Source organism: Streptomyces sp. NRRL F-4489 (genome assembly GCF_001509485.1).
Taxonomy (GTDB): Bacteria; Actinomycetota; Actinomycetes; order Streptomycetales; family Streptomycetaceae; genus Streptomyces.
In genome coordinates, this window is the sequence record NZ_LLZI01000276.1 from 60,062 (window position 1) to 85,160 (window position 25,099).

Below are 25,099 nucleotides of genomic sequence, written 5' to 3' on the forward strand. Positions count from 1 at the left end.
CGGTGGCCGGTGCCCGCTGCCCGGCGTCAGAGCCGTGTCAGCCGCATGTCAGGACCGTCGCTGATCGTGGTCGCATCAACCGCCACGAAAGGACACCCGGTGAGCGACCCGACCTCCGTCCCCACCTCTGACCCGACCGCCGACCCGACCTCCGTCCCGCGCGGTCTGCCCATGGAGCGCGACGCGGGCCCCTTCGACCCGCCGCGCGCCCTCACCCGGCTGCGCGAGGCCCGTCCGGTCAGCCCGTTGGTCTTCCCCGACGGCCATGAGGGCTGGATCGTCACCGGTTACGACGCGGTCCGCCGGCTCATGGCCGACACCCGCTTCAGCTCGCGCCAGGACCTCGGCGTACTGCACATTCCGTACGAGGCGACCGGTATGCCCGTCATGACCGAGCCGGCCCCGCAAGTGCCGGGCCTGTTCGTCGCGATGGACCCGCCGGACCACACCCGGCTGCGGCGCAAGCTCACCGGCGCGTTCACCGTCCGGCGCATGAAGCAGCTCGAGGAGCACATCGGCGAGATCGTCGCGCGGCAGCTGGACGCGATGGCGCGGCTGGCGCCGCCGGTCGATCTGGTCAAGGAGTTCGCACTGCCGGTGCCCTCGCTGGTGATCTGCGAACTGCTCGGCGTCCCCTACGAGGACCGGGACACCTTCCAGACCAACTCCGCCCAGATGATGGTCAAGGACCAGACACTCGACGAGAAAATGGCCGCGTACGGCGCGCTGACCGCGTACCTGGCCGAACTGGTCACCCGCAAGCGCGCCGAGCCCGGCGAGGACATCCTCTCCGACCTGGCCCGCCACGACGACCTCAGCGTCGAGGAGCTGGTCGGCATCGCCTTCCTGCTGCTGCTCGCGGGCCATGAGACGACCGCCAACATGCTGGCGCTGGGCACGTTCGCGCTGCTGGAACACCCCGACCAGCTGGCCGCACTGCGTGCCGATCCGGACCTGATGCCCGACGCCGTCGAGGAACTCCTGCGCTATCTCGCCGTCGCCGATATCTTCTACCGCTACGCCACCGAGGACATCGAACTCGGCGGGGAGACGATCACCAAGGGATCGACCGTCGTCGTCGCGCTGCTGGCCGCCAACCGCGACCCCGGGCGCTTCGACGACCCCGACACCCTGGACGTGCACCGCAACGCACGCGGCCATATGGCGTTCGGCCACGGCATCCACCAGTGCCTGGGCCAGCAGCTGGCCCGTGTGGAGATGCGCGCCGGCTTCGAGGGCCTGCTGCGCCGCTTCCCAACCCTCCAACTCGCCGTCCCCGCCCGGGAGGTGAAGCTCCGCACCGATATGAACATCTACGGCGTCCACGAGCTGCCGGTCACCTGGACGGAGACGGGACGGTAGGTGGCAGCGGGGGCGGCAGCGGCGGCGGGACGGCGGGAGCGCCATGGGCGCCCGCCCCGAACCCCCCGACCCGCCGCTGTGGCACGATTGCGCCGTGCGTAACGGGAACGGGATGCGCTGGCCGCTCCGGATCGGGCTGCTCGGGCCGTTCCAGGTCCAGGCCGGCGACGGGGCGGCGGTGGAGGTGCCTGGCACCAGGTCGCGCGCGCTGCTCGCCGCGCTCGCGCTCCAACCGGGCCGGATCGTCCCCCGCGAGCGGCTCGTTGACTGGATCTGGGGCGAGCGGCCGCCCGCCGACGCGGCGAATGCCGTCCAGGCACTGGTGTCCAGGCTGCGCAGGGTGTTGCCGGCCGGGGTGATCGAGGCCAAGTCAGGTGGGTACGGGCTGGTCATCGACCCGGACGCGGTGGATGTGAGCCGGTTCGACCGCCTCGTCGCCCAGGCACGCGCCGCCCAGGAGCCGGTCCGGGTGGGCCTGCTGCGCTCGGCGCTGGAGCTGTGGCGCGGGGACGCGATGGAGGGCATCGCGCTGCGCGGCAGCCAGGCGTTCGACGCGGCGGTGGCGGGGCTGGGCGAGCGGTATCTCGCCGCGCTCGGGGACCGTATCGACGCGGAACTCCGCCTGGGCCTCGGCGCCGGCCTCGTCCCCGAACTCACCGGTCTGGTGGCGAAGTACCCGCTGCGGGAGGGCTTCGTCGCCGCGCTGATGCGGGCGCTCGCCGAGGCCGGCCGGGGCGCGGAGGCGCTGGCGGCGTACCAGCGGCTGCGCGAGCGGCTGGCCGACGAGCTGGGCGCCGATCCGTCTCCTGAAGTGGCCACGTTGCACACGTGCTTGCTACGCGGCGAGCTGGGCAGTGCGCCCCGCGGCGGACCGCCGAGCGGACCGCACGACGGACCGCACGACGGACCGCACGGTGGGCCGCGCGGCGGACCGCACGGCGGACTGGATGGCGGGCCGCCCGGACCCCGGGGGCACAGGCACCCGGAGAACCACACCACAGCGGACCCGCCCGCCAACAGAACCAACCTGCGCGCCGAACTCACCAGCTTCATCGGCCGGGACGAGGACGTCGCCGCCGTAGCCGAACTGACCGCCAGGCACCGCCTGGTCACCCTGACCGGCGCGGGCGGCTCCGGCAAGACGCGGCTGGCCACCCGGACCGCGCGGACCGTGCTCGACGGGCTGCCGGACGGGGTGTGGCTGGTCGAGCTGGCCGCCGTACGGGCGGGCGGGGAGCTGGCGCAGGCCACCCTGACCGCGATCGGCCTGCGGGACCAGGCACTGCCCGGCGGGGCGGCGGGCGGGGACGCGGCGGACCGGCTCGTCGCCGCGCTCCGCGAGCGCGCGGCCCTGCTGATCCTGGACAACTGCGAGCATCTGATCGAGGCGGCCGCGGCGTTCGCGGACCGGCTGCTGGGCGAGTGCCGGCGGCTGCGGATCCTGGCCACGAGCCGGGAATCGCTCGGCATCACCGGCGAGGCGCTGTGGCAGGTCGAGCCGCTTCCGCTGCCCGCGCCGGACGCCGGGCCGGACGAGGCCGCCTCCTCCCCCGCGGTGCGGCTGCTGCGCGACCGGGCCGCCGCGGTGCGCCGGGACCTCGGCTCCGACCCGGGGGCGCCGGCCGCGATGGCGCGGATCTGCCGCGCGCTCGACGGCGTGCCGCTGGCGATCGAACTGGCCGCGGCGCGGCTGCGTACGATGTCCGCCGAGCAGCTGGCGCGCCGCCTCGACGACCGGTTCCGGCTGCTGACCGGCGGCAGCCGTACGGCACTCCCCCGGCACCGGACGCTGCGCGCGGTGGTGGACTGGAGCTGGGACCTGCTGTCCGAGGACGAACGCCGGGTGCTGCGGCGGCTGTCGGTGTTCTCCGGCGGGGCGAGCCTGGAAGCCGTCGAGCGGGTGTGCGCGGACGGGGAGTACGTCCTGGACCTGCTGACCGCGCTGACGGAGAAGTCGCTGCTGCTCGCGGACGTCGAGGGCACCCCGCGCTTCCGGATGCTGGAGACGATCCGGGAGTACGCGGCGCAGCACCTCGCCGAGGCGGGGGAGGCCGAGCGGGCGCGGCAGGCGCACCGGGCCTACTTCACCGAGCTGGCCGAGACCGCCGAACCGCATCTGCGCCGCGCCGAGCAGCTGGACTGGCTCGCCGTCCTCGAAGCCGAGCACGACAACATCGGCGCGGCACTGCGCGGCGCCATCGCCGAGGGCCGGGCCCAGGAGGCGATGCGGCTCGTCGCGGCCGCGGGGTGGTATTGGTTCCTCAGCGGGCACAAGGCCGAGGGCACCCAGCTGAGCATCGCGGCGGCCTCGCTGCCCGGTGAGGTGGCCGACGAGACGCGGGCGATGGCGTACACCATCGTCGCCATGCTGGTAACGGCCGGGCACGGCGATCAGTTCCAGGCACGGGAGTGGATCGAGCAGGCGCACCACTACACCGAACGCAGCAACCACCGCCATCCGCTGCGCTGGCTCGTCGGGCCGCTGGAGCGGATGCTGCGGGAGCCGACCGGCTTCCTGCCCGCGTTCGAACCGCTGCTGGCCGACGACGACCCGTGGGTACGCGCCCAGGCAAGGCTGAACCGCGGCCGCTTCCGGCTGAGGCTGGGGAACGGGGACGGGGGCGGGGGCCCTCACGGGGACTTCGACGATCCGCACGCGGAGGCCGGGGCCGCGGCCGAGGCGGACATCACCGCCGCCCTCGCCGAACTGCGCACGCTCGGCGAGCGATGGGGCATCTCCTTCGCCCTGACCACACTGGCCGAACGGCTCGCGCTGCGCGGCGAGTTCGCGCGCGCCTGCGACCACTACGAACAGGCCGTCGCCGCCCTGACCGAGGTGGGCGCGACCGAGGACGTGGTGGGCTTGCGCGCGCGCCAGGCACACCTCTACTGGCTGCTCGGTGACGAACGCTCCAGCGCCGCCGCCATGGCCGAGGCGGAACGCTGCGCGGACCGCATCGCCTGGCCCGACGCCCTCGCCGAGCTGGCCCTGTCCCAGGCATACCTGGCCTGGTGGCGGGGCGATACGGACCAGGCACACGCCCGACTGGCACTCCTGCGGACGAGACTCGGCGACGCCGAACGGGCCGGCATCCAGGCCGCGGCCCAGGACTTGTACGGCTACCTCGCCGACGATCTCGCGCAGTCCCGCGCGCACCGGGCCGAGGCGTTCCGCGCCGCCGTGGCGATCGGGCACCCGCCACTGACCGCCCAAGTCCTCGTCGGCGTCGCCGAGTTGGCATTACGCCAGGGCGAACACGCGCAGGCCGTACGCCTGCTCGCGGCGAGCGACCGGGTACGCGGCACCGCCGACCGCGCCCACCCCGACGTCTCCCGCATCACCGAGACCGCCCGCAACCACCTCGGCGACGCGGCGTTCACCGAGGCCGCGCACCCGGCCCGACACCATGACTGGCAGGAACTGGCCGAGTCCACACTCACCGGGCGAATCCCCGACTCCGAACGCGCCGGACACAGCGAACGGACCGAACGCGCCGACGACACGGGCTGACGCCCGGCCGGGCACCGGGCGGGGCCCCTGCCAGCTGACTCAGACAAAGAACGCGTTCATACCAGGCACATCCGACAGATACGTCTCGATGCTCGCGATCTTGCCGTCGCGCAGGCGGCAGACCGTGGACAGGTACTCGTCCAGCCGGACATCGCCCCGCCGCGCGGTGTTGTGCAGGGAGAGCGCCATGTTCTCGCGGCTGACGAGGATGTGCAGCAGCTCGAAGCGGAGACCGTAAGAGGCGATCTCCTTGGCCCGCGCCACCACCTCATCAGCACCGTTCGCCGTACCGGAGACGGTGTTGTCGCCAGGCAGCGTCCAGGTGGCGTCGTCGGTCAGCAGCGACCGGATGCCGTCCCAGTCACCGGCGGACAGGCAACCGTGGAATTTCGTGCCGAGCTGGTGGGCGGCCTCGTACTGGGGCATGTGTCCTCCCGGAGCGCACTCGAAGCACCACTTCACTTCAAGCGCGGACTCACTTAAAGCGGTGATCATTGCGTTAGAGAGCGTAGCCACGCCCCTCGCTAAAGCGCAACTCTTTGCTTTAAGCTGGACCCATGCCCCCTAAAAGCACAGCCGGCGGCGAGAGCCGGCCCAGCCGCCCCGGCGGGCGCAGCGCCCGCGTCCGCGCCACCGTCCACGCGGCGGTGGTGCAGCTCGTGCACGAGGTCGGCGCCGACAAGGTGACCATCCCGGCCGTCGCGCGTCGCGCCGGCGTCAACCCCAGCTCGGTGTACCGGCGTTGGGGTACGGTCTCCGCCCTCCTGGCGGACGTGGCCGCCCGCCGCCAGGCGGAGGAGATTCCCGAACTGGCCGGCGACCTGCGCGAGGACTTGGAACGGGTGGCGGTGTGGACGCTCCGGGACCTGTCCCGGCCGGGCGGCGTGGCCTTCTTCCGCGCCGAGGTGGCACCGGACGTGGACGACCGCCGGGCCGGCCTGCGGGCGTGCCTGGAGCGGGTCAGCGCCCGCTTCCAGGCACCCCTGGAAGCCGCCGCGCGGCGGGGCGAGCCGGTGCCCACCCTGGAGCGCGTCCTCGATCGAGTGGTCGCGCCCCTCTACTTCCGCGTGGTCTTCTCCCTCCCGGGAACGGACGAGCACTTCGCACGAACCCTCGTCACCGAGCTCTACGAGTTCCACGAGTCCGAGTACGCCAGTCAGCCACCCGACGAGACGAGCCGAACGACCCCCGCGTAAGCCCTCGGCCCGGCACATCAGGCCCGGCAGCGCCTTAAGCCCGACATCACCTCAGGCCCGGCAGCGCAGCATCTCCAGCGGCGGGTGGGCGAGGAGATCCGCCCAGAAGTCCGCACCGAACTCCTCAATACCGGCCTCCGACACCTTCAGCGGAAGCCATTCCACCTCGCCGAAACCGGCCGCGGCCAGACACTTCTCGTAGACCTCGCGCCGCGGCGCGTTGGTGACGATGCTGATCGGCTGCGGGTCGAGCAGAGCGGTGACCCGCACCCGCGGCCCGGTCTCGGCCTCCTCACCGGTCGGTTCGCACCGGAATCCGTAACTCTCCAGGGACTCGCAGTCGAACCGGTAGTCCGGCTTCTGGACGAAGAGACAGAACTCCCCACCGGGTACCAGGCTCCGGTGGATGTTCCGGCACATCCGCTCCATCTCGGCGATGTCCTGGGCGTAGTTCAGACACTGCACCCCCACCGCCACATCGAACTGCCGCTTCCCCGCCCGCAGTTCGGCCACGTCACCGACCTCGTAGCGCACCCCCAGCGGTTCCCGCTGCTCGATCCCCTGCGCGGCCGCGATCATCTCGCCCGAGATATCGACGCCCAGCACATCGGCGGCACCGCGCCGCTTGAACTCCCGGCTGTAGAAACCGGTGCCGCACGCCACGTCGAGCACCGACTTCCCGCGCACGTCACCGACCAGCTCCAGAACGCTCGGCACCTCCGCGTAGCGCGTCAACGGCAGGGCCTTGAACCCCTCGAACGCCTCACCGATCTCGTCATACTGCTGCTCACTCACCTGTGGCCCCCTTGCACCTCAACCTGTACGCGGCCACGCCGACTCGCCCACGGACGCGGGCAGACAGTCGCCGGACCGCCTTCGTGGCTGAAAGTGTGCGCTCCCCCGCCCAACTCACCGAACTGGCAAATGCCACAAGAAGTCAGCCGGCCGATCCTCGTAACACCCAACATCCCCCGCTCAGTTCCGGGTGCTGGCCCAGGCACTTCCCCAGGGGTAGCCACGCTCCATCGAGCCCTTCGGCGCGTCCCACGACCATTCACTGTGCACATGACTGTCCGCCGGCAACATCACGCAGCCCCCCTTGTCTGCCCCGGCTACCCCTTTCGGGTCAATTGCCGTGCGGCTGACCGTAGTTGATCTCGTCAATGGGCAGGTACGTGACAACGGCCGGCCGTCCGCTCAAGAGCCCGTGGGACCCGAAGAACCACTCACCGCTCACCATTCAGAAAGGAACGCCATGGTGACACCCCTGCGTGCGCGGCGCCGTGTCCGTGCCGCGCTCCGGCCCGCCGCCCTCGCGATCGCCACCGGAATCTTCGGCGTGGCGCTGGGCGGAATGGTCTCCGCCTCGGCCGAGCACCCGCAGCCGCAGCCTCCGCCGCAGCCGCGCCTGGCCGACGTCTCCAACATCACTCTCGAGTCCTCCACCGGCACCTGGCAGACCACGGCCAGCTGCCGGAACGGCAAGACAGCCATCGCCGGCGGCGTCGACGTCGGCGTGGACCAGGGCGCCACCGTCGAGGCGTCCCGGCCCACGGGCACGTACCGGCACGGCTGGTACGTCCGCGCCTCGACCGGCAAGGCCAGGATCACGGCCTACGCGATCTGCGCCAACACCTCTTGAGGTCCGGCGGCGGCTGCGGCTGTCGATGGGGGCGCCTCACGCCTCCGCCCGCGCAAGCCGGAGCACATGCTGGCCGTGGTGGAAGGCATATCCCCCCTCGCCGTCGCTGAAGTGCCGGCGGACGTACGCCTCGACCGCTTCCCGGGCGGGCAGTGGGCCGCCCGGGACGCTGAGGTGGAAGGTGGCGACCGCGACGGTCTCCGCGAGGTCCCGGCTGCGGTAGCAGGCAGGCACGATGTCCATCCCGGTGCCGGCGAGCAGACCGGGCGGGAGCGCGGTGAGTTCGCCGGCCAGTTCCCTCAGGTCGAAGCGCCGGCCGGTGAAGTGGTGCACCATGCGCATACAGGCGTCGTCGGGGTTCTGCAGGATGACGAGCAGGACGCCGCCCGGCGCCAGCCACCCCATCACCCGCGACACCGTCGCCAGCCATTGCGCGCGCGGTACGTAGTACAGCACGTGGGACAGCAGCGCCAGATCGGCCCGCGCGGCCGGCCGCGCCGCGAGGACCGGCTCGGCCACCAGCTCGGCCTGCGGGCACACCCGCGCCAGAACGCGCCGCATCGGCCCGCTCGGCTCGATGCAGATCGTCCGCCCGAAGTACGGGGCGATCTGCCGGGTGGTCGTGCCCTCGGCGGCGCCCACGTCCAGGAACACCCGCCGCGCGGGCAGCCGCTCCACGATCCCGCGCAGATACGTATGGGTGACGGCCTTCTCATCCGTCCCGGCGAGGAACCGCCCGAAGACTTCCCGGTACTCCTCCCCGTCCGTCCGCAACTCCCCCGGCTCCTCCCCGGCCTTCCCCGTCTCCACTCCCGCACTCCCTCCATCCGAACCGGTCTGCCCGCGCGAACGCGGCTACCTCCAGGACACCCCCCGCCGCACCGACCGCACCGACCGCGCCCCCGACGCCGCGGCCGCCGCCGCGAGGCCGATACCACCCGCGAACGCCACGACCACCGACAGCCTGGCGGCCCGTTGCGCCAGGGGTGGTTTCGGTTTGGTGGGGGCTTGGCGTTCCGGGAGGCGGGTGAGGGTGTGGCGGCCGCCGTCGCGGGCGAGTTTCATCACCTCGGCGAGGTGCAGGGCGTGCCGGCCGGTGCGGGCGTCGGCGATCTGGGTTTTGCAGGAGAAGCCGTCGGCCACCACCAGGCAGTCCTTGGCGGCTTCGCGGACGGCGGGGAGGAGGGCCTGTTCGCCGCAGTCCATGGAGATCTTGTACTTGCCGGACTCGAAGCCCCAGGAGCCGGCCAGGCCGCAGCAGCCGCCCTGGAGGTTCTGGACGTCGAGGCCCATCGACTCCAGGAGTTCCTGCTCGGGGGTCATACCGCCGGTGGCGCGCTGGTGGCAGTGGCCCCAGAGCAGGGCGGAGCCTTCGAGCGCGGGCGGGTCGATGCCGAAGGTCCGGAAGAACTCGGGGAAGTGGTACGCGTTCTTGGTGAGGCGTTTGGCGTCGTCGTCGTGCGGGAGCAGCTTGGGGAGTTCGTCCTTGAAGACGGCCAGGCAGCTGGGTTCCATGCCGACGATCGGGGTGTCGGCGCGCAGGTGGGGGCGGAGGGTGTCCAGGACGCGGTGGAGGTAGCGCTCGGCGGTGTCGAGGAAGCCGTAGTCGTAGAGCGGGCGGCCGCAGCACAGGTGCCGGCCGGGCATGATGACCTGCCAGCCGGCCGCCTCGATGGCCTCGACGCAGGCCACGCCGACGTTGGTGTGGAAGTGGTTGTTGAACGTGTCGGGGAAGAGGACGACCGGGCGGCCGTGGGGGTTGGTGGTGCCGCCGCGCCGCCTGAACCACTCCTGGAGGGTCATGGGGGCGAAGCGGGGCAGGGGGCGGCGCGGGTCGATGCCCGCCAGGCGCTTGGCGATCCGGGCGAGGCCGGGGGTGTGGGTGGCGAGGTTGGCGAGTTCGGGGAAGCGGGAGGCGATGCGGGCGGCCTGGTCGATGAAGCCGAAGGCGTAGGCGTAGCGGGGGCGCCGGCGGTTCGGTGACTTGAAGTGGTGGTAGAGGAATTCGGCCTTGTAGGTGGGCATGTCGACGTTGACGGGGCAGTCGTTGGTGCAGCCCTTGCAGGCCAGGCACAGGTCGAGGGCGTCGTACACCTCCTTGGACTGCCAGCCGTCGGTGATCACCTCGCCCCTGAGCATCTCGTAGAGCAGGCGGGCCCGGCCGCGGGTGGTGTGCTTCTCCTCGCGGGTGACCTGGTAGCTGGGGCACATGGTGGTCTCGGCCCGCGGGACGCGGCATTTGCCGATGCCGACGCAGCGCAGGGCGGCGTGGGCGAAGTCGCCGCCGTCCTCCTCGTAGGCGAACTTCACCGGGGGGCGCGGCGGGTTGTAGTCGGTGCCGAGCTTGAGGTTCTCGTCCAGGCGGTAGGCGTCGACGACCTTGCCTGGGTTCATCTTCCCGTCCGGGTCCCAGATGGCCTTGAACTCCCGCATGGCCTGGACGAGTTCGGGGCCGAACTGCTTCTCCAGCAGTTCGGCGCGCTGCTGGCCGTCGCCGTGTTCGCCGGAGACCGAACCGCCCATGGAGACGCACAGGTCGGCGGCGTCCTCCAGGAACGCGCGGTAGGTGGCGATCCCGCCGGCGGTGCGCAGGTCGAAGCTGAGCCGGCTGTGGATGCAGCCCTGCCCGAAGTGGCCGTACATGGCGCCGGTGATGCCGTGCCGGTCCATCACCTCGCGCAGCCGGCGGACGTACTCGCCGATCCGGTCGGGCGGGACGGCGGAGTCCTCCCAGCCGGGCCAGTGGTCCTTGCCGTCCGGTGGGAACGCGGTCGCGCCGAGGCCGCCCTCCCGGATCGCCCACAGGTGGCCGCCGGTGCCGCCCTCCTGCTCGCTCTTGGCCAGGCGGATACGGTCCGGCGCGTACCCCTTCTCGCCGGTCAGCCACCGCTGGAAGCGCTCTGCCTGGGCTACGGAGTCCTCGGTGGTGTCCGCGCCGAACTGCACCAGCAGCCAGGCGGCGCCGCCCAGGCGGGGCAGCTCCTTGATGTGGGCGACGTTCATCTTCTGCTGCTGCTGGTCGTGGATGAGTTCCTGGTCGAGGGCCTCCAGGCCGATCGGGCGGAAGCGTTCGATGATTTCCAGGCAGTGCTGGGCGGCGTCGGCCAGTTCGTCGTACTCGACCACGACCGTGGTGCGCTGGAGGAGGGCGGGGGTGAGCATGAGGACGGCCTGCAAGGCGGTGGCGCAGGTGCTTTCGGTGCCGACCAGGGCGCGGGCGACGTTGAAACCGCGCTCGGGCAGCAGTTCGTCGAGGTTGTAGCCGGAGACGCGGCGCGGTAGCTCCTCGGCCGGGCGGAAGCCGGCCCGGATCGCGTCGGCGTACTTGTCGCGCAGATCGCGCAGGGCCGCGTAGATCTCGCCCTTGCGGCCGCCGGCGGCGATGATGGCGTCGAGCTGCTGCTCCTCGTTGACGCCGACCCAGAAGCGGGCGCCGTCGTAGGTGACGATCTCCAGGGCGTGGACGTTGTCGCTGGTGCGCGGGCCGGGTCCGTACAGCTGGGACTGGACCGAGTGCACGCCGCAGGAGTTGTTGCCGATGTTGCCGCCGATCAGGCAGCGGGAGTGGGTGGAGGGGTCGGGGCCGAAGACGAGGTTGTGCTCGCCGGTGCGGCGGTTCAACTCCTCGTTGATGACGCCTGGTTCGCAGGTGACGAGGCGGCGGCGGGGGTCGACGGGCCCGATGCGGGTGAGGTACTTGGAGTGGTCGATGACCACGGCCTCGTTGACGGTCTCGCCGGACAGGCTGGTGCCGCCGCCTCGGTTGAGGATCGGTGCGCCGAAGCGGTGGCAGACCGTGTGGGTGGCGACGACGTCGTCGAGGGTGCGGGGGACGACGACGCCGATGGGCACCTGGCGGAAGTTGGAGGCGTCCTGGGCGTACAGGCCCAGGGAGGCGGTGTCGAAGCGGACCTCGCCCTTGACGGCCTTGCGCAGGGCCCGTTCCAGTTTGCCGACGTCGAGTGTCTGGCGGGCGCGTGGGGCTCCGGGGATCTGCGGGTGGCTCTTGGCCGGGATCTCGCGCGTGGCGCGGCGGGCGGGCTTCGCCATCGGTCTGCTCTCCTTTGCGGGCCTGGTCAGGAGGTCCGCGTTCCGTAGACGCGGTAGCGCTCGGCGTCGGGCCACTTGACCGTCAGGCCGAGGCCGGGCCGGCCGGGGTCGGGGCGGAGGGCGCCCCCGTCGGGCGCCAGGGTGCCGTCGAGGATCAGGCGTTCGAGCCGCACATGGTCGTGGAAGTACTCCAGGTGCCGCAGCCGGCGTACGGCGCAGAAGGCGTGCGCGGAGATCGCGGGCGCGCAGTGGGCCGAGAGGTCGAGGTGGTGGGTGGCGGCCAGGCCCGCCGCCGCCAGCAGGCCGGTGATGCCTCCGCAGCGGGTGACGTCGGCCTGGAGGCAGTCGACGGCGGGGCCGGCGGCCAGGTCGGCGAAGTCCCGGGCGGTCCAGGCGTATTCGCCGGCCGCGATCTCCAGGCGGCCGGGGCCGCGTTCGCGCAGCATCCGCAGGCCCGCGAGGTCCGGCTGGCCGACCGGTTCCTCGAACCACCGCACGTCCCACTCCTCATGGAAGCGGTGCGCCCAGTACAGGGCCTCCTTGCGGCCGAGGGCGCCGTTGGCGTCGGTAAACAGCTCCGGTGCGTCGCCGATCGCGGACCGTACGGCGGCCAGGCGGGCGGGGTCCTGCGCGGGGTCGCGGGAGGTCTTGAGCTTGACGCGCGGGATGCCTTGCTGGACCCAGCCGGTGAGCTGGTCGGTGAGGCGGCCCAGGGGGTAGTTGGTGAAGCCGCCGCTGCCGTAGACCGGGACGCGGTCGTGGTACGAGGGGAGCAGGTGGGTCAGCGGCAGGCCGAGGAGTCTCGCCTTGAGGTCCCACAGCGCCACGTCCAGGGCGGAGACGGCCATGGCGCCGGCGCCGGGGCGGCCGGCGTTGCGGATCTGCCGGTCCATGCGCTGCCAGAGGGCCGGCGGCGAGGTGGGTGCCTGCCGGTGCACCACGGGGACGAGCTGGGACTCGAGGAACGAGGCGACCGATACGTCCCCGTAGGTGTAGCCGAGGCCGGTGCGGCCGCCGGCGTGCACGCGGACCAGGACCATGGTGGTGGCGTCCCACTCCAGCGTGCCGTCCTGCTCGCGGCCGTCCGGCCCGTCGGTCGGCACCTCGAAGGCGTGCACGTCCACCGCGTCGATCCGGCAGTCGTCCAGGCCCGGTGCGGCCGGGTCCGGTGCGTCCGGGTCCGGTGCCGCACCGGCCGCCGCCCGTTCACCGCTCACGCATGCCGCCCCGGCAGCCGCTCGGCCATGTCGGTCAGCTTCTGCCGTACACCCTTGGCGGCGATACCGGCCCGCTCCGGGTCGTGGACGGCGGCCTTGGCGGCCTTCTTGGCCTGGGTCTTCATGATGTGCGGCGGGATCGGGGCGATCTCGTTGTCCACCTTGAATTCCAGGACCACCGGGACGTCGGAGGCCAGCGCCTCCTCCCACGCCTTGCCGATCTGCTTGGGCTTGTCGCAGTAGATGCCCTTCAGGCCCAGGAGCTGGGCGTACCGGGCGTAGGGAACGTCGGGGATCACCTGCGAGCCGGGGTACTTGGGGTCGCCGGCCATGGCGCGCTGCTCCCAGGTGACCTGGTTGAGGTCCTGGTTGTTGAAGACGCAGAAGATGAACGGGGCCGGGCCGGAGAGCCGGTCGAGGTAGCGCTTGATGGTGATCATCTCGTTCATGCCGTTCATCTGGAACGCCCCGTCGCCGACGAACGCGATCACCGGCCGGTCCGGGTACGCGAACCGCGCGGCGATCGCGTACGGCGTCCCCGGGCCCATCGTCGCCAGGGTGCCGGACAGCGACGCCCGCATGCCCTGACGCAGTCTCAGGTGCCTGGCCCACCAGTTCGTCCCGGAGCCGGAGTCCGCGGTGAGGATGCAGCCGTCGGGCAGGCGGGGGGACAGCTCGGCGGCGACCGCCTGGGGGTTGATGACGCCGCCGAAGTGCTGGCCCGCCCACCGGTCGCACAGGTCGGTCCACTCGCGGACGTCCTTCTCGATCTGCTCGCGCCAGGAGCGGTCCTCCTTGCGGTGCAGGAGGGGGATCAGCGCGCGCAGGGTCTCCTTGGAGTCGCCGACGAGGTGGGCGTCCATGGGGTAGCGGATGCCGATCATCCGCCCGTCGATGTCGATCTCGACGCCCTTGGCCTGGCCCTCGTCCGGCAGCCACTCCGCGTACGGGAAGCTGCTGCCGATCATGAACAGGGTGTCGCAGTTCCGCATCATGTTGTCGCTGGCCCGGCTGCCGAGCAGGCCGATCGGGCCGGTGACGAACGGCAGGTCGTCGGGCAGCACCTCGCGGCCGAGCAGCGCCTTGGCGACGCCCGCGCCCAGCAGTTCCGCGACCTCGGTGACCTCGGCCTGGGCCTTCGCGGCGCCCTGGCCGATGAGCATCGCCACCTTCCGGCCCTCGTTGAGGATGTCCGCGGCCTTGCGCAGCTCGTCCGGGTCGGGCAGGACGCGGGGCTGGGACCAGCCGACGCTGGAGAAGACCGAGCCGTGCGCTTTCGGCGGTGACGGCTGGGCGTCCGACTCCTGAACGTCCTCGGGGATGATGACGGTGGCGACGCCGCGCGTGGTGAGCGCGGTCTTGAAGGCCCGGTCGATCACATGCCTGGCCTGGCCCGGGTGCACCACCATCTGGCAGAACTCCGAGACGTCCGCGAACAGCCGCTCCAGGTCCACTTCCTGCTGGTAGTGCGCGCCGAGGCTGAGCCGCTTCTGCTGGCCGACCACGGCGACCACCGGCTGGTGGTCCAGTTTGGCGTCGTACAGCCCGTTGAGCAGGTGCACCGCCCCCGGCCCGGAGGTCGCCGTGCAGCAGCCCACCTCACCGGTGAACTTGGCATGCGCGCAGGCCATGAAGGCGGCCATCTCCTCATGGCGGGTCTGGATGAACTCCGGATGCCCCTTGGCCCGGTCGAACGCGCCCACCAGGCCGTTGATGCCGTCGCCGGGGTAGCCGTAGACCCGCTCGACCCCCCATTCGCGCAGGCGCTGCAAGACGAAGTCGGCGACCAGCGTCATCACGTTCTCCCTCGGACTCGTACCGCGACCCACACCTCGGCCGTCACCAGCACCGGGTGACCTGCGGCACTCCTCCGTAAACGGACCCCGGCCCCGGCTCTCCCGAGCGGACGAGGAAAGCTCAGCCGACTGGCGGAGGGGGAAGCGGCGGGGCGGGCGGGAGAACGGGGAGCGGACCCGGCGGCCACCCGGGACGTCCGGGCCGGCGGCGGGCCAGGCATGATGCCGGTATGGAAACCGGTTTCCCCTGGGGGTCCATCCCCACCGTCGACCTCCGCCTGTGGCGCTCCGACGCCATCGTGCTGTTCGACTGGCTGATGACCACCGACCTGACCACCGTACCGACCACGCATCCGGCGCAGCGGCAGGCCCTCGCCGACCTGCTGACGCGGCTGGAGGAGGTGGACGTCATCGAGTCCACCGAGGAAGAGATCGCCGCGGCCCAGGCAGAGGTGGCCAGGGACATGGGCTGCTCCCCCGGCCCGGGAACGGACGGATAGCGCAACCCCGCCGCCCGCCAATGGTCCACTTCAAGGGCCTCCCCGCAGCAAGGCCCGGGGCCGTCACTGGAAGAGGCGGCGCCAGGTTTCCGGGCCCGGGTAGCCGTCGGCGTCGGGGCCGCGCCAGCCCTGGGCGCGTTGGAATGCCTCGACGTTGCGGCGGTCGCTCTCGGACCAGTGGGGGCTGGGGCCGACCGTGTAGTGCCGGCCGAATCCCTTCTTCACCAGTTGCTGGCCGAGCTGGGTCACGAAGGTGTTGGACTGGCCCGGTCGGAATACTCCGCGTCCGGGGAAGGCGGGTCCGGTCCCCGCCGTCCCGCTGCCGTTCGCTGCCGGTGGGATGTCGTGGCCGATGCCGTTCACCAGGTGCCGCCAGGTGTCGGGGCCCGGTATGCCGTCGGCCTCCGCGCCGTGCCAGCCCTGGGCGCGCTGGAACGCCGCGGTGGCCTGCTGGTCGGCCTGTCCCCAGGACGGGCCGGGGCCGACGGAGTAGAAGCGCGCGCCGCCGCGCTGGACGAGCATGTTCCCCAACTGGGTGATGTAGGCGTTGTGTTGGCCGGGGGCGAACATCGCGGCGCCGGGGAAGGCGCCGTGGGCGGGTTGGGGGGAGGTGCCTCCGCCGGTGTGGCTCGCGCCGCTGTCGCTTCCGCCGCCGGCCGGGATCGCGCGTGAGCGGTAGGCCACGTAGCCGGCGGTGTGGTTCCAGTACGGGAAGGGGGTCACCCGGCGCAGTGCGTGGGGCGGGGTGAGTTCGTAGGCGATGTAGCGGGTGTGCGCGGTGTTCGCCCAGCCGCCGAAGAGGACGACGTGCGAACCGTGGGTGGGGTTGGCCGGGTTGTGGTAGAGGAGCATGTCGCCGGGCTGGAGGGCGTTCTTGCTCACCCGGACCCCGTAGGAGGCCAGGCTTCCGGTCCACTGGCTGCCGGACAGGCCCCACGCCATCGACACGAATCCCGAGCAGTCCTGCCGGTAGCCCTCGTAGTAGCTGCTCATGCTGTACCGCACCCCGCGGTCCACCCAGTGCTGGGCGCGGCGCAGGATCTCCGCCCGGCTCGTCACGGCGCCGTGGCGGGCGGCGGTCTGCAGCGCGGTCCGGCCGGCGGCGGCCGTGCCCGGCGCGGCGGCCGCGGGCTGGGCGGCGCAGACCTGGGCGGCGCCGGCGACGGTGGTGACGGTCGCCATCGCCACCATCAGCGCCCCGGTCGTGGCGCGCCCCGCCCGCGCCGAACGCGCCGCGCACCGGCCCTCGTCGCAGCCGGGGCAGTCGCAGTCGGACGGGGCGAGGACTTCCTGGAAGAGGGGGAGGGACATGGCCTCTGCTTTCGGGCGGGAGGGGGCACGTCACCGCGCGGGCCGGCGGGTGAGTGAGGTGCGTGGGGGCGTCAGGGCTCGGCCGGGGTGGCGGGCGCGGCGCCCGTGCCGTCCGGCGCGGTCCGGCGGCGGTTGACGAGGACGGCGGTGCCGGCGCACAGTGCGCCGAGGCTGAGCAGGATCAGGCCCCACAGGCCGCCGGCGCCGGTGCGGGCGAGTGCCCCGCCGAGTGACGAGCCGCCGGTGGAGTCCGCGCCGCCACCGGAGCCGGCGGTGGCGTCCGCCCCGGTGGCGCCGCCCGTCCCGGACCCGTCCCCCTGGGCCGTTCCGGTCGCCTGGAGGGTGACGCGGGCGGTGGCACCGGCGAGGGCGGGCGGAAGGTCGGCGGGGACGGCCAGGGTCAGTTTCAGGTGGCGGGTGTCGCGGGCGGGCACCGTACGGGCGTCGCCCAGTCCGACCGCCTTGGCCAACGGCGTGCCGGGCGAGGCGAGTTGGTGTTCGTGGCCGCCGCATTCCCCGTTGCGCCAGGCGACCGAGCATTCGCGTACGCCGGCGACCAGGCCCCCGCCGTCGGTGAGCCGGCCGGTGCCCCACAGCCGCAGCGACTGCGTGAGCGGCGCGCTGTGGGTGGAGACCACGTCGAGGTAGCGGTCCACCTGGTCGCCGGGGTGCAGGCCGAGGGTGTCGGCCGTCCAGGAGACGCCGGGGCCCGAGCGGACGTAGACCCGTTGCGGGCTGCCGGCGGATCCGTCGTGGCCGGTGGCCGCGGCCGGGGTCGCCGCGCCCAGTACCGCCACCGCCGCCAGCGCCGCCGCCGCGCCCCTTCGCGCGGCCGGGCGCACCGGCCGCTTCACTTGCCGTGCGAAACGCACCGCTTCACGCTCCTCGATTGTGTCGTCCACCGCGCCTGGGCAGGAGTTGCCGCGCGCCCCAGCCCAGGAAGTACAGACCCAGCAGCGCGCCGCCGAGCGCGACCGGCCCGGCCTGGTGCGCCGCCTTGGCCACCGTCCCGACGTGGGGGACGACCGCGACGACCCGGGCGTACTCGCCGGGGCCCGAGAGGTCGATCTTCCAGGGGTCGGGCCCGGGGTTGGCATCACCCTTGGTCGTGAGCACCCGGCCCGCCGCGTACTGCTCGATCCCGGTGACCCGGTGCAGGACGGGCCGGCCGTCCTTCGGCGCCCACGGCTCCGGGGGCCGGAACGCCACGACCTGGCCGGTCCGGATGTCCGCGGCGGCGAGGGGCCTGGTCACGGCCAGCGAGCCGGGCGGCATACCGGGGCGCATCGACGGGGTGAGCACCGGTACGTACCGGACGCCGTACGCCAGCCAGGCGATGCCGGCGGCCAGCGCGCCGAGCGCCAGGGCCGTGACCAGCAGGGTTGTCACGGTCCTGAACGCCCGGCGAGCCATCCGCGCCGCGGTGGTACGAGCCGCCGCGGCGCGGTGGACCGGGGGCGGGCTTGAGGCCGCTCGATGGTGCCCGCCCCCGGAGTTCCGCACCGTCGGGCCGGTCATCACTTCCCGTCGGCCGACGGCGTACCGCTACCGGTGAAGCTGAAGGAGATCGACTTGATGGTCTGGTCCTTCACCTCGTCCCAGCTCTTCTCGGTGCCGTCCTTGAGGTAGACGTGCAGGCGGACCGGGAGCGCGTTGGTGCCGTCGTGCAGCAGCTTCTCGCCGGACACGGAGGAGAGCGAGATCGGGAGGGTGGTCTTCTTGGCGATGTCCGCGGCCGAGAGGCCGGAGGCCACGCGCTTGCCGTCCGCGTCGACGTCGACCACCAGCTGCTTGGCCAGGCCCTCGTTCGCCTCGGTCTTGGCGTAGTTGACCTTCAGGCCGACCGTGTCGATGTCGGTCTTGCCGCCGGCGGTCAGCTTGACGGTGGTCTGCGCGCCCTCGCCGTCGTTGGCCATCTTGGCGTTGGTCAGCTCGTTCGACAGGTCGGCGTGCTGGTGGCCGTTGACCAGCAGCGAGACGTCGGCGTTCGAGTCGGGGTCGGGACCGTTCTGCGTGGTGGTGCCGAACAGGCCGGAGGTCGCCAGGCCGGTGGAGGTGCTCAGCGCGTAACCACCCGCGGCGAGGAGTCCGGCGCCGGCCAGTACGGCAACACCGGCGATGGCCTTCTTCTTGCGCAAGGCCCGCTTGGTGTTCGTGTCAGTTTCCACAGGATCCCAACTTCTTTTGTGTGTAGGGGTTTTGACTGGAGGCTTTTCGCCGGAGGCGCACGAAGGTGAGGTGGCATGCGCCTCCGGCGAGGGAGCGGGCCGGCGGGGTCACCTCTCCGGTGCCCGCCCCGCGGGAGCCCGGCGCCAGGAAGCGCGGCGACAGGGCTCACATGTCGGGATTTGCGGGTTATGTCCGCAGATCCCGTGTTCGGCACCCATTAGAGACGCGAAGATTCATTGCAGTCAAATCCGTATGCAACGAATGTGGCGTACGAGACGCTCGGAGGCGCGGGCGGGCGTGCAACGGGTGTTGCGCCGGGTTGCGAGCCGGGGCCGGGTCGGGCACGAGACGGGGCGCTACTCGGGCGTGGGTCGGGGCGCGAGTCGGGCGTGGGTCGGGGCGCGAGCCGGGGCCGGGCTTCGGCGTCGCGCACCGCCATGCCCGGCTCCCCCGGCCCGTAGACTGGGGGCGCATATCCGCGCCGCGGCGCGGCCCCAAGGTGGAGGTGGGAAGGTCGCTCCAGGTACGTATCGCGGAGCAGCTGGCGAAGTTGCCGCGCGGCAGCCAGGCTGCCCGGGTCCTCGAAGTCGTCCAGACCAACCCGCAGTTCGCGTCCTACGCCTCCGCGCGTGACATGGCCCAGCGGGCCGGTGTCAACGCCTCGACGGTCACCCGCGCGGCCCGCCAGATGGGGTTCGGCGGCTGGCCCGACCTCCAGCTGGAGGTCCGCAGCCAGTACCTCTCCGCGCTGTCGGCGCCGGAGCTGCTCGACCGGCACTCCACCGAGATGACCGAGACCCCGGCGCGGGCCGCGCTCCACCAGGACGCCGACCACCTGTCGCGGATGGCGCACACCCTGGATCCGGACGAGATCAAGGCGCTCGCGGCGGCCGTCATGGCGGCGCCGCGCACCCTGGTCGCCGCGTCCGGCAGCTTCGCCGCGCCGGCCATGGTGCTGTCGTACGTCGGTACGGCGATGGGGTTCGACCTGCGCCTGGAGACCCAGGCCGGGACGGAGCGGGCGACGCAGCTGATGGGCCTGCCCCCGGGCGGCTGCCTGGTGATCTTCAATTTCTGGCGCACTCCGCGCGAGCTGATCACCATGGCGCAGGCCGCGTCGCGCCGCGATCTCACGGTCTGCCTCGTCACCGACCGCCGCACCAGCCGGCTCGCGCAGGCCGCCGATGTCGTGGTGGCCATCCCCAGCGAGAGCACGTCGATCTTTCCCACCCTGACGCCGGCGGTCGCCGTCAGCCAGGCCGTGCTCGCCGAACTCGCCGCCGGCCGGCCCGAGCAGGCCGCTCGCGCCATCAGCGACATCGAGACGCTGTGGGGCGAGATGGATCTCATGGCCCCGTCGACGGTGGTGTCCGGCCCGGGGCAGTGAGCGGTGCGGGGCGATGATCGCCCCGATATCCCTTCCTGCCCGCTCTCCCCGCCTTCTCTTGCCACCCCTCTTTCCACCCCTCGATCGTTGCGCGCGTAGCTAATTTTGGTGCGCGCTCACAGCTGTGCAACGATTGCAGCAATCCCGGGTGGATGACTCTGGGCGAAGGACGCGCGAGGAACGCACCGCTCTCGTCGCGGAGCGGTGCTCCGGCAGCGCACGGGTGGCCGCCCGTACCCAGGCCCTGCCGCACCGCGCCCCGCCGCCGCGCGCCCAGGCGGCGGACCTCACCAGGGCCTCTCCCCCACGGGCCGCGTCGTACCGCCGCCTCATACGAAGGAGCGACAGCAGCATGAAACATCACGGAGAGGCGGAAACCGCCCCGCAGGGGGCTCCCCGCCCGCGGCACGCCCGGCCGCACCGGGCCCTGTCCGCGACGAGCCTGGGCGCCGCCACCGCGCTCGCCCTCCTCCTGACCACCGCCACGTCCGCGCCCGGCCACGCCGCGCCGATGGCGACGGCCACCGCTGTCACCGGCACCTTCGCCCCGGCGGACGAACCCGGCCCCGGTGTGGTCGCCCCCGTGATCACCCGGCCCGCGGACCACTCCACCGTGCAGCTGGGCCGGCGGAACGCCCTGATCAACTTCGCCGGCACCGGCGCCCCCGGCGCCACCGTGGCGTTGCAGTACCGCCCGGCGGGCACCGACCGGCCCTGGAAGACCCTGGCGGGCTTCACCGGACTCGTCGGCCCGGACGGGAAATGGGCGGTCACCGCCCGCTTCCCCGATGGGGAGCTGGCGGACGGCGACTTCGGTTTCCGCATCCTCCAGAAGACCGGCCGACGGGAGCGCGACTCGGCGCCGATCACGCTCACCATCAAACTGGGCGTGCAGCCCGCCCAGTTCACGACTCCGCGCGAAGGCGTCTCGCTGTCCAAGGCGTTCCTGCTCGACTTCGGCGGCATCGGCGAGCCCGGCGCGCGGATCTCCCTGTCCTACGGCCCGGACCGCATACCGATGGCGCTCAGGCAGAACGTGCGGGTGGGCGCGGACGGTACCTGGGCCGCGTCCGCGCTGCACGACGCCGTTCCCGCCGGTACGCACGACATCTACGTCACCGAGGACGCCGCCCCCGGCCTGGAGGACAAGCGCACCCTCACCTTCATCACCGACCGGAACGCGTCGCAGCTCCAGTGGAACGTGAACCGCACCACCAGCCGCGTCCGGGCCGGCGACACCATGCGGCTCTACGGCTGGACCAACTCCTTCGACCCCATCGGCGACGTGGAGGTCCACCTGGTGACCCGGGGCCGCCGGTTCCCCCTGGGCACGTTCGCCACCAAGCCCTACGGGGACAGCCAGAGTTCTGCGCTGTTCGACGCCAACCGCGTCCCCGTCCCGCTCGACGTGCCCGCCGGTATGGCGAACCTGGTGGTGACCGATCCGCGCGATCCCGACAACTTCGACAGCATTCCCGTCGACATCCGTCCCCTGGTGCCGCTGATGCTGAAGCTCACCGGCAAGAACGGGGAGAAGGGCCGGACCCTGGTCGGTTACGGGCAGCCGGGCGGATCCGTGCAGTTCCGCACGGCCGGCGGCGACTGGGTCACGGACACCTGGACCGATATCGCCTCGGACGGCTCCATCAGCCACGTCTACCAAAACGTCTCCCGCAAGACGGAATGGGACTGGGCGCACCTGACGGCCCGTGAGGTGTATGCCGGTGGCAGTGCGGGTCCCGAGGTGCCGGTGCGCGTCGAGGTGCCCGCGCCGGAGGTCTCCACCGTCACCTGGAGCGGGTCGAAGGTGGTGGTCAAGGGGAAGACCCTCGGCGATGACGCGGCCAAGGGCACCGTGCAGGCCCAGGCGGCCGACGGCACGTGGTTCGACGCCGGCGGGATCAGCGCCGACGGCAGTTTCAGCGTCTCCGTGGACCCGGACCGGCTCGGCGCCACCTTCAGGGTCCGCTTCCTCGACGACTGGACGAAACGCCCCACACCGGCGTCCGCGGAGCTCCGGTATCGCGCCCCGCTGAAGCTGGAGCTCACCGGCAGGAACGGGGAGGCCGGCCGGACCCTGGCCGGGTCCGGCCAGCCGGGCACGACGATCGAGTTCCGGAAGCCGGACGGCAGTTGGGTGGCGGCGGACCCGTCCACGAAACCCTCGGACGACGGGAAGATCGCCGACACGTATGCCTACGCCAACCGGAAGGCTTCCTGGGACTGGCGCCATCTCGTCGCCCGTCAGGTCTACCCGAACGGCGACACCGGCCCCGCGGTCGACGTGGCCCTCGCCTACCCGGCTCCCAAGATCTCCGCGGTGACGCGCACGGAGACGGACGTCACCGTCACCGGCACCACGCTCGGCGACGACGGCGGCAAGGGGCGGATGCAGGTCCTCGGGGCGGACGGGAAGTGGTTCGACCAGCCCGGATACTCCGGCAGCGGCGCGTTCACCCTGCACATCGACCCCGCGAAGCTCGGCGGCACCTTCGCCGTCCGCTTCGTCGACGACTGGACCGGCAAGGCCACACCCGCCAGTCCGGCCCGGCACACCCCCGAGCCCGTACCCGCGAAGGCCCCTGCGCAGGCTCCCACGCCGGACCCGACGCCGGACCCCAAGCCCACGCAGGCACCCACCCCGGCCCCCTCCCGGACTCCCGCCGATGACCAGCGCTGACGGCCCGATCCGGGTGTTCGTCCTGGACGATCACGAGATGGTGCGCCGCGGGGTGTCCGGTCTGCTCAACGCCGAACCGGATCTCACCGTGGTGGGCGAGGGCGCGACGGCCGCCGAGGCCCTGACCCGCGCCCCCGCCCTGCGTCCGGACGTCGCCGTCCTGGACGTGCACCTGCCCGATGGCGACGGCGTGGCCGTGTGCCGCGATCTGCGCGCGGCCGCGCCCGGGCTGGCGTGCCTGATGCTGACCACCTACGCCGACGACGAGGTGCTGCTCGACGCGCTCACGGCCGGGGCCTGCGGGTTCCTGCTGAAGCAGGTGCGCGGGCCGGAGCTGGTGGGCGCGGTGCGCGAGGCGGCCGCGGGGCGCTCGCTGCTCGGTCCCGGGGCGGTCGCCGCGCTCATGGAACGGCTGCGTACCGGTCGCAAGCCGAAGCGCGGGCTGGACGCCTTCCCGGATCTCACCGAACGCGAGCGTCAGCTTCTCGAATTGATCGGCGAAGGGCTGACCAATCGTCAGATCGGGCAGCGGCTGTTCCTGGCCGAGAAGACGGTCAAGAACTATGTCTCGCGGCTGTTCGTCAAACTGGGGGTGGAGCGGCGTGCGCAGGCCGCGGTCATCGCCGGGCAGGCGGCCGTCCTCACGAGCGGCGGCCAGGGGCCGGGCGAGGGTTCGGGCCAGGATCAGGGCCGGCGCCTGCTCAGCCCGCAGGCTCGCTGAGCGTGGCGTGCGGCCGCGGACCGGCCGCCGTCACCAGCCCCATCACCGCCACCGGGATCGAGTCGATCTCCATCGGGTTGCCCGGATCGATCACCACCAGGACGGCCGTTCCCGGCGGAACGTCGCCGGGAACGGCCACCCCGCTGCGGCAGAAGTGGGCTGAACCGCCGCCGCCCGCCCCGCCGGCACCGATCCGCGCCAGGCTGTACGTCGTGCCCTGAGCCACCAGGAAGACGTCCACCGGACCGGCGTCCCGGGACGCGCCGGTCCAGCCCGCGAGCGAGATACGGCCCCCCGGCCGCACCCGTGCGTCCGTCCGCGCGGCGTCCCATCGCAGTTGCGGTACGACGCCCGCACCGCTCGCGCGCTTCGGACCGGCGGGATCCGTCATGGTCGGGCTCCTTCGTCGTGTCGACAGCGGGGCGGTCCCGGCACCTTCCGGACCCGGGACCTCGCCCACCTCCCGTGGGGTGGCCACCACCCGCTCTGCAAACGACGGCGGCGGGCGACGGGTAAGCGCGCCATGGTGCGCCCGGCTCACCCCCGTTCACCCCGGCGCACCCCGGCTCGCGGCCCCGGCTCATCGCATCCGCTCAGCCGACCCGTCCGTACAGGGTGGGGTTGTAGTAGGCGAACGAGGAGATCCGCACGGTCTTGCCGGGGCGCGGGGCCTCCAGGTACTGGCCGCCGCCGAGGTAGATCGCCACGTGGTGGATACCCGAGGGCGAACCGTTCGAGGACCAGAAGACCAGGTCGCCGCGGCGCAGCTGCGAACGGGAGAGCTTCGCGGCGGCGCGGTACTGGGCGTCGGCGACCCGCGGCAGCGAGATGCCGGCGTGGCGGTACGCCTGCTGCACCAGGCCCGAACAGTCGTACCCGTACGGGCCGTTGCCGCCCCAGATGTACGGCTTGCCGAGCTGGCCCATCGCCCAGCGGATCGCGGCTTCGGTGCCGTGGCCGGCACGGCTGGTGTGGCTGGCGTGGCTGCTCGGTGACGAGCCCGGGGAGCCGGCCCGGGCCGTCGAGCCGGAGCGGCCGGTGCGGGCCTCGTACTTCCACTGGTGGCTGGTCCACCACCAGCTCCCGCCCTGCTGGTACCAGTACACCCGGTCCGTGGCGTCCCAGCCGGCCCGGCCGCGGAAGGTGGGGTTGGGGTTGTGCCCGGCGGAGGAGGGGGCGGGCGCGGTGTGCGTGCCCCGGGACGCGCCGGCTCCGGACGCCGAACGGCCGGTGTGGCGGAGGTACTTGTCGTAGTGGCTGGTCCAGCGCCACCAGCCGGTGGCGTCCTGGTACCAGTACTTGCTGCCGTCCCAGCCGGCGTGGCTCGGGGCCGGTTCGGCGGCGGCCGTGCCCGCGCCCGCGCCGATCACCGCGGCCGCGCCCACCGCGGCCGCGACCGCGCCGCGTACGGCACAGCGGGCCCGGCGTCCGCCGTGCCGTCCCCCGGCGGCCCCGCCCGGTCCGGCGACCCCAGCGCCTGCCGCGCCCGCGCAGAACGCACAGGCGCAGTCCGCGGGTATCTCCTCGGTGAATTCGGGGGTGCGCATGCGCTCACCT

20 protein-coding genes are annotated in these 25,099 nt (G+C 72.6%); 8 read left to right on the forward strand and 12 right to left on the reverse strand.

Annotation, left to right across the window (positions count from 1 at the left end):
• Positions 1-171: 171 nt before the first annotated feature.
• The gene (locus ADL22_RS30460) at positions 172-1,362 is read left to right on the forward strand and encodes a cytochrome P450 (protein WP_066987300.1); all 1,191 of its coding nucleotides are present in this window, start codon (positions 172-174) and stop codon (positions 1,360-1,362) included.
• A 112-nt stretch (positions 1,363-1,474) separates the two neighbouring features.
• The gene (locus ADL22_RS36545; protein ID WP_324615626.1) at positions 1,475-4,873 is read left to right on the forward strand and encodes an AfsR/SARP family transcriptional regulator; all 3,399 of its coding nucleotides are present in this window, start codon (positions 1,475-1,477) and stop codon (positions 4,871-4,873) included.
• Between the two features lie 39 nt (positions 4,874-4,912).
• Here ADL22_RS36545 and ADL22_RS30470 read toward each other — a convergent pair whose 3' ends face one another.
• Positions 4,913-5,299, reverse strand: coding sequence for a nuclear transport factor 2 family protein (locus tag ADL22_RS30470; protein WP_066987152.1), 387 nt, complete (start codon positions 5,297-5,299; stop codon positions 4,913-4,915).
• A 131-nt stretch (positions 5,300-5,430) separates the two neighbouring features.
• On the opposite strand from ADL22_RS30470, the gene ADL22_RS30475 reads away from it, so the two are divergent.
• The gene (locus ADL22_RS30475) at positions 5,431-6,069 is read left to right on the forward strand and encodes a TetR/AcrR family transcriptional regulator (RefSeq protein ID WP_066987155.1); all 639 of its coding nucleotides are present in this window, start codon (positions 5,431-5,433) and stop codon (positions 6,067-6,069) included.
• Between the two features lie 51 nt (positions 6,070-6,120).
• Here ADL22_RS30475 and ADL22_RS30480 read toward each other — a convergent pair whose 3' ends face one another.
• The gene (locus ADL22_RS30480; protein WP_066987158.1) at positions 6,121-6,864 is read right to left on the reverse strand and encodes a class I SAM-dependent methyltransferase; all 744 of its coding nucleotides are present in this window, start codon (positions 6,862-6,864) and stop codon (positions 6,121-6,123) included.
• 460 nt (positions 6,865-7,324) lie between these two features.
• Here ADL22_RS30480 and ADL22_RS30485 point away from each other — a divergent pair, with 460 nt between their 5' ends.
• Entirely contained in the window at positions 7,325-7,711 is a 387-nt protein-coding gene (locus ADL22_RS30485; RefSeq protein ID WP_066987161.1) for a hypothetical protein, read from the forward strand.
• Between the two features lie 36 nt (positions 7,712-7,747).
• Here ADL22_RS30485 and ADL22_RS30490 read toward each other — a convergent pair whose 3' ends face one another.
• The 4 genes from ADL22_RS30490 to ADL22_RS30505 all read right to left on the reverse strand — a co-directional run bounded on the left by ADL22_RS30490 (position 7,748) and on the right by ADL22_RS30505 (position 14,774).
• On the reverse strand, positions 7,748-8,521 hold the full coding sequence (locus ADL22_RS30490; RefSeq protein ID WP_066987164.1) for a class I SAM-dependent methyltransferase: 774 nt from the start codon (positions 8,519-8,521) through the stop codon (positions 7,748-7,750).
• Between the two features lie 45 nt (positions 8,522-8,566).
• Entirely contained in the window at positions 8,567-11,761 is a 3,195-nt protein-coding gene (locus ADL22_RS30495) for an FAD-binding and (Fe-S)-binding domain-containing protein (RefSeq protein ID WP_066987167.1), read from the reverse strand.
• Between the two features lie 26 nt (positions 11,762-11,787).
• Positions 11,788-12,909 carry an enolase C-terminal domain-like protein gene (locus tag ADL22_RS30500; RefSeq protein WP_066987304.1) on the reverse strand — a complete coding sequence of 374 codons (1,122 nt, stop codon included), beginning with the start codon at positions 12,907-12,909 and terminating at the stop codon, positions 11,788-11,790.
• 65 nt (positions 12,910-12,974) lie between these two features.
• The gene (locus tag ADL22_RS30505) at positions 12,975-14,774 is read right to left on the reverse strand and encodes a thiamine pyrophosphate-requiring protein (protein ID WP_066987170.1); all 1,800 of its coding nucleotides are present in this window, start codon (positions 14,772-14,774) and stop codon (positions 12,975-12,977) included.
• Positions 14,775-15,004: 230 nt separating this feature from the next.
• Between ADL22_RS30505 and ADL22_RS30510 the strand changes: the two genes are divergently transcribed.
• Complete coding sequence (locus tag ADL22_RS30510; protein ID WP_066987172.1) at positions 15,005-15,274, forward strand: hypothetical protein; 270 nt, start codon at positions 15,005-15,007, stop codon at positions 15,272-15,274.
• A gap of 63 nt (positions 15,275-15,337) precedes the next feature.
• On the opposite strand, the gene ADL22_RS30515 is transcribed toward ADL22_RS30510, so the two are convergent.
• The 4 genes from ADL22_RS30515 to ADL22_RS30530 form a co-directional block, all read right to left on the reverse strand.
• On the reverse strand, positions 15,338-16,585 hold the full coding sequence (locus ADL22_RS30515) for a peptidoglycan-binding protein (RefSeq protein WP_066987176.1): 1,248 nt from the start codon (positions 16,583-16,585) through the stop codon (positions 15,338-15,340).
• Positions 16,586-16,656: 71 nt separating this feature from the next.
• Positions 16,657-17,457 (reverse strand): hypothetical protein, encoded by an 801-nt coding sequence (locus ADL22_RS30520; protein WP_159048743.1) that lies wholly within the window; start codon positions 17,455-17,457, stop codon positions 16,657-16,659.
• A 4-nt stretch (positions 17,458-17,461) separates the two neighbouring features.
• Complete coding sequence (locus ADL22_RS30525) at positions 17,462-17,974, reverse strand: signal peptidase I (protein ID WP_066987182.1); 513 nt, start codon at positions 17,972-17,974, stop codon at positions 17,462-17,464.
• Between the two features lie 128 nt (positions 17,975-18,102).
• Entirely contained in the window at positions 18,103-18,753 is a 651-nt protein-coding gene (locus ADL22_RS30530) for a hypothetical protein (RefSeq protein ID WP_159048744.1), read from the reverse strand.
• Between the two features lie 506 nt (positions 18,754-19,259).
• On the opposite strand from ADL22_RS30530, the gene ADL22_RS30535 reads away from it, so the two are divergent.
• The 3 genes from ADL22_RS30535 (at position 19,260) to ADL22_RS30545 (ending at position 23,542) form a co-directional block, all read left to right on the forward strand.
• Positions 19,260-20,141, forward strand: a complete 882-nt coding sequence (locus ADL22_RS30535) for a MurR/RpiR family transcriptional regulator (RefSeq protein WP_159048745.1) — start codon at positions 19,260-19,262, stop codon at positions 20,139-20,141.
• Positions 20,142-20,493: 352 nt separating this feature from the next.
• Complete coding sequence (locus tag ADL22_RS30540) at positions 20,494-22,821, forward strand: hypothetical protein (protein WP_066987188.1); 2,328 nt, start codon at positions 20,494-20,496, stop codon at positions 22,819-22,821.
• Entirely contained in the window at positions 22,808-23,542 is a 735-nt protein-coding gene (locus ADL22_RS30545) for a response regulator (protein WP_066987191.1), read from the forward strand. The genes ADL22_RS30540 and ADL22_RS30545 overlap by 14 nt, the downstream gene beginning before the upstream one ends.
• On the opposite strand, the gene ADL22_RS30550 is transcribed toward ADL22_RS30545, so the two are convergent.
• Positions 23,523-23,933, reverse strand: a complete 411-nt coding sequence (locus tag ADL22_RS30550) for a hypothetical protein (protein WP_066987196.1) — start codon at positions 23,931-23,933, stop codon at positions 23,523-23,525. The genes ADL22_RS30545 and ADL22_RS30550 overlap by 20 nt on opposite strands.
• 202 nt (positions 23,934-24,135) lie before the next feature.
• The gene (locus ADL22_RS30555) at positions 24,136-25,089 is read right to left on the reverse strand and encodes a C40 family peptidase (RefSeq protein WP_066987199.1); all 954 of its coding nucleotides are present in this window, start codon (positions 25,087-25,089) and stop codon (positions 24,136-24,138) included.
• Positions 25,090-25,099 lie beyond the last annotated feature (10 nt).

Excerpts from the sequence above, each read along its gene's own strand:
- ADL22_RS30460 (WP_066987300.1), top strand. The coding sequence starts at position 172 with ATGGAGCGCGACGCGGGCCCCTTCGACCCGCCGCGCGCCCTCACCCGG.
- ADL22_RS36545 (WP_324615626.1), top strand. The coding sequence starts at position 1,475 with ATGCGCTGGCCGCTCCGGATCGGGCTGCTCGGGCCGTTCCAGGTCCAG.
- ADL22_RS30470 (WP_066987152.1), bottom strand. The coding sequence starts at position 5,299 with ATGCCCCAGTACGAGGCCGCCCACCAGCTCGGCACGAAATTCCACGGT.
- ADL22_RS30475 (WP_066987155.1), top strand. The coding sequence starts at position 5,431 with ATGCCCCCTAAAAGCACAGCCGGCGGCGAGAGCCGGCCCAGCCGCCCC.
- ADL22_RS30485 (WP_066987161.1), top strand. The coding sequence starts at position 7,325 with ATGGTGACACCCCTGCGTGCGCGGCGCCGTGTCCGTGCCGCGCTCCGG.
- ADL22_RS30495 (WP_066987167.1), bottom strand. The coding sequence starts at position 11,761 with ATGGCGAAGCCCGCCCGCCGCGCCACGCGCGAGATCCCGGCCAAGAGC.
- ADL22_RS30505 (WP_066987170.1), bottom strand. The coding sequence starts at position 14,774 with ATGACGCTGGTCGCCGACTTCGTCTTGCAGCGCCTGCGCGAATGGGGG.
- ADL22_RS30510 (WP_066987172.1), top strand. The coding sequence starts at position 15,005 with ATGGAAACCGGTTTCCCCTGGGGGTCCATCCCCACCGTCGACCTCCGC.
- ADL22_RS30515 (WP_066987176.1), bottom strand. The coding sequence starts at position 16,585 with ATGTCCCTCCCCCTCTTCCAGGAAGTCCTCGCCCCGTCCGACTGCGAC.
- ADL22_RS30540 (WP_066987188.1), top strand. The coding sequence starts at position 20,494 with ATGAAACATCACGGAGAGGCGGAAACCGCCCCGCAGGGGGCTCCCCGC.
- ADL22_RS30545 (WP_066987191.1), top strand. The coding sequence starts at position 22,808 with ATGACCAGCGCTGACGGCCCGATCCGGGTGTTCGTCCTGGACGATCAC.
- ADL22_RS30550 (WP_066987196.1), bottom strand. The coding sequence starts at position 23,933 with ATGACGGATCCCGCCGGTCCGAAGCGCGCGAGCGGTGCGGGCGTCGTA.
- ADL22_RS30555 (WP_066987199.1), bottom strand. The coding sequence starts at position 25,089 with ATGCGCACCCCCGAATTCACCGAGGAGATACCCGCGGACTGCGCCTGT.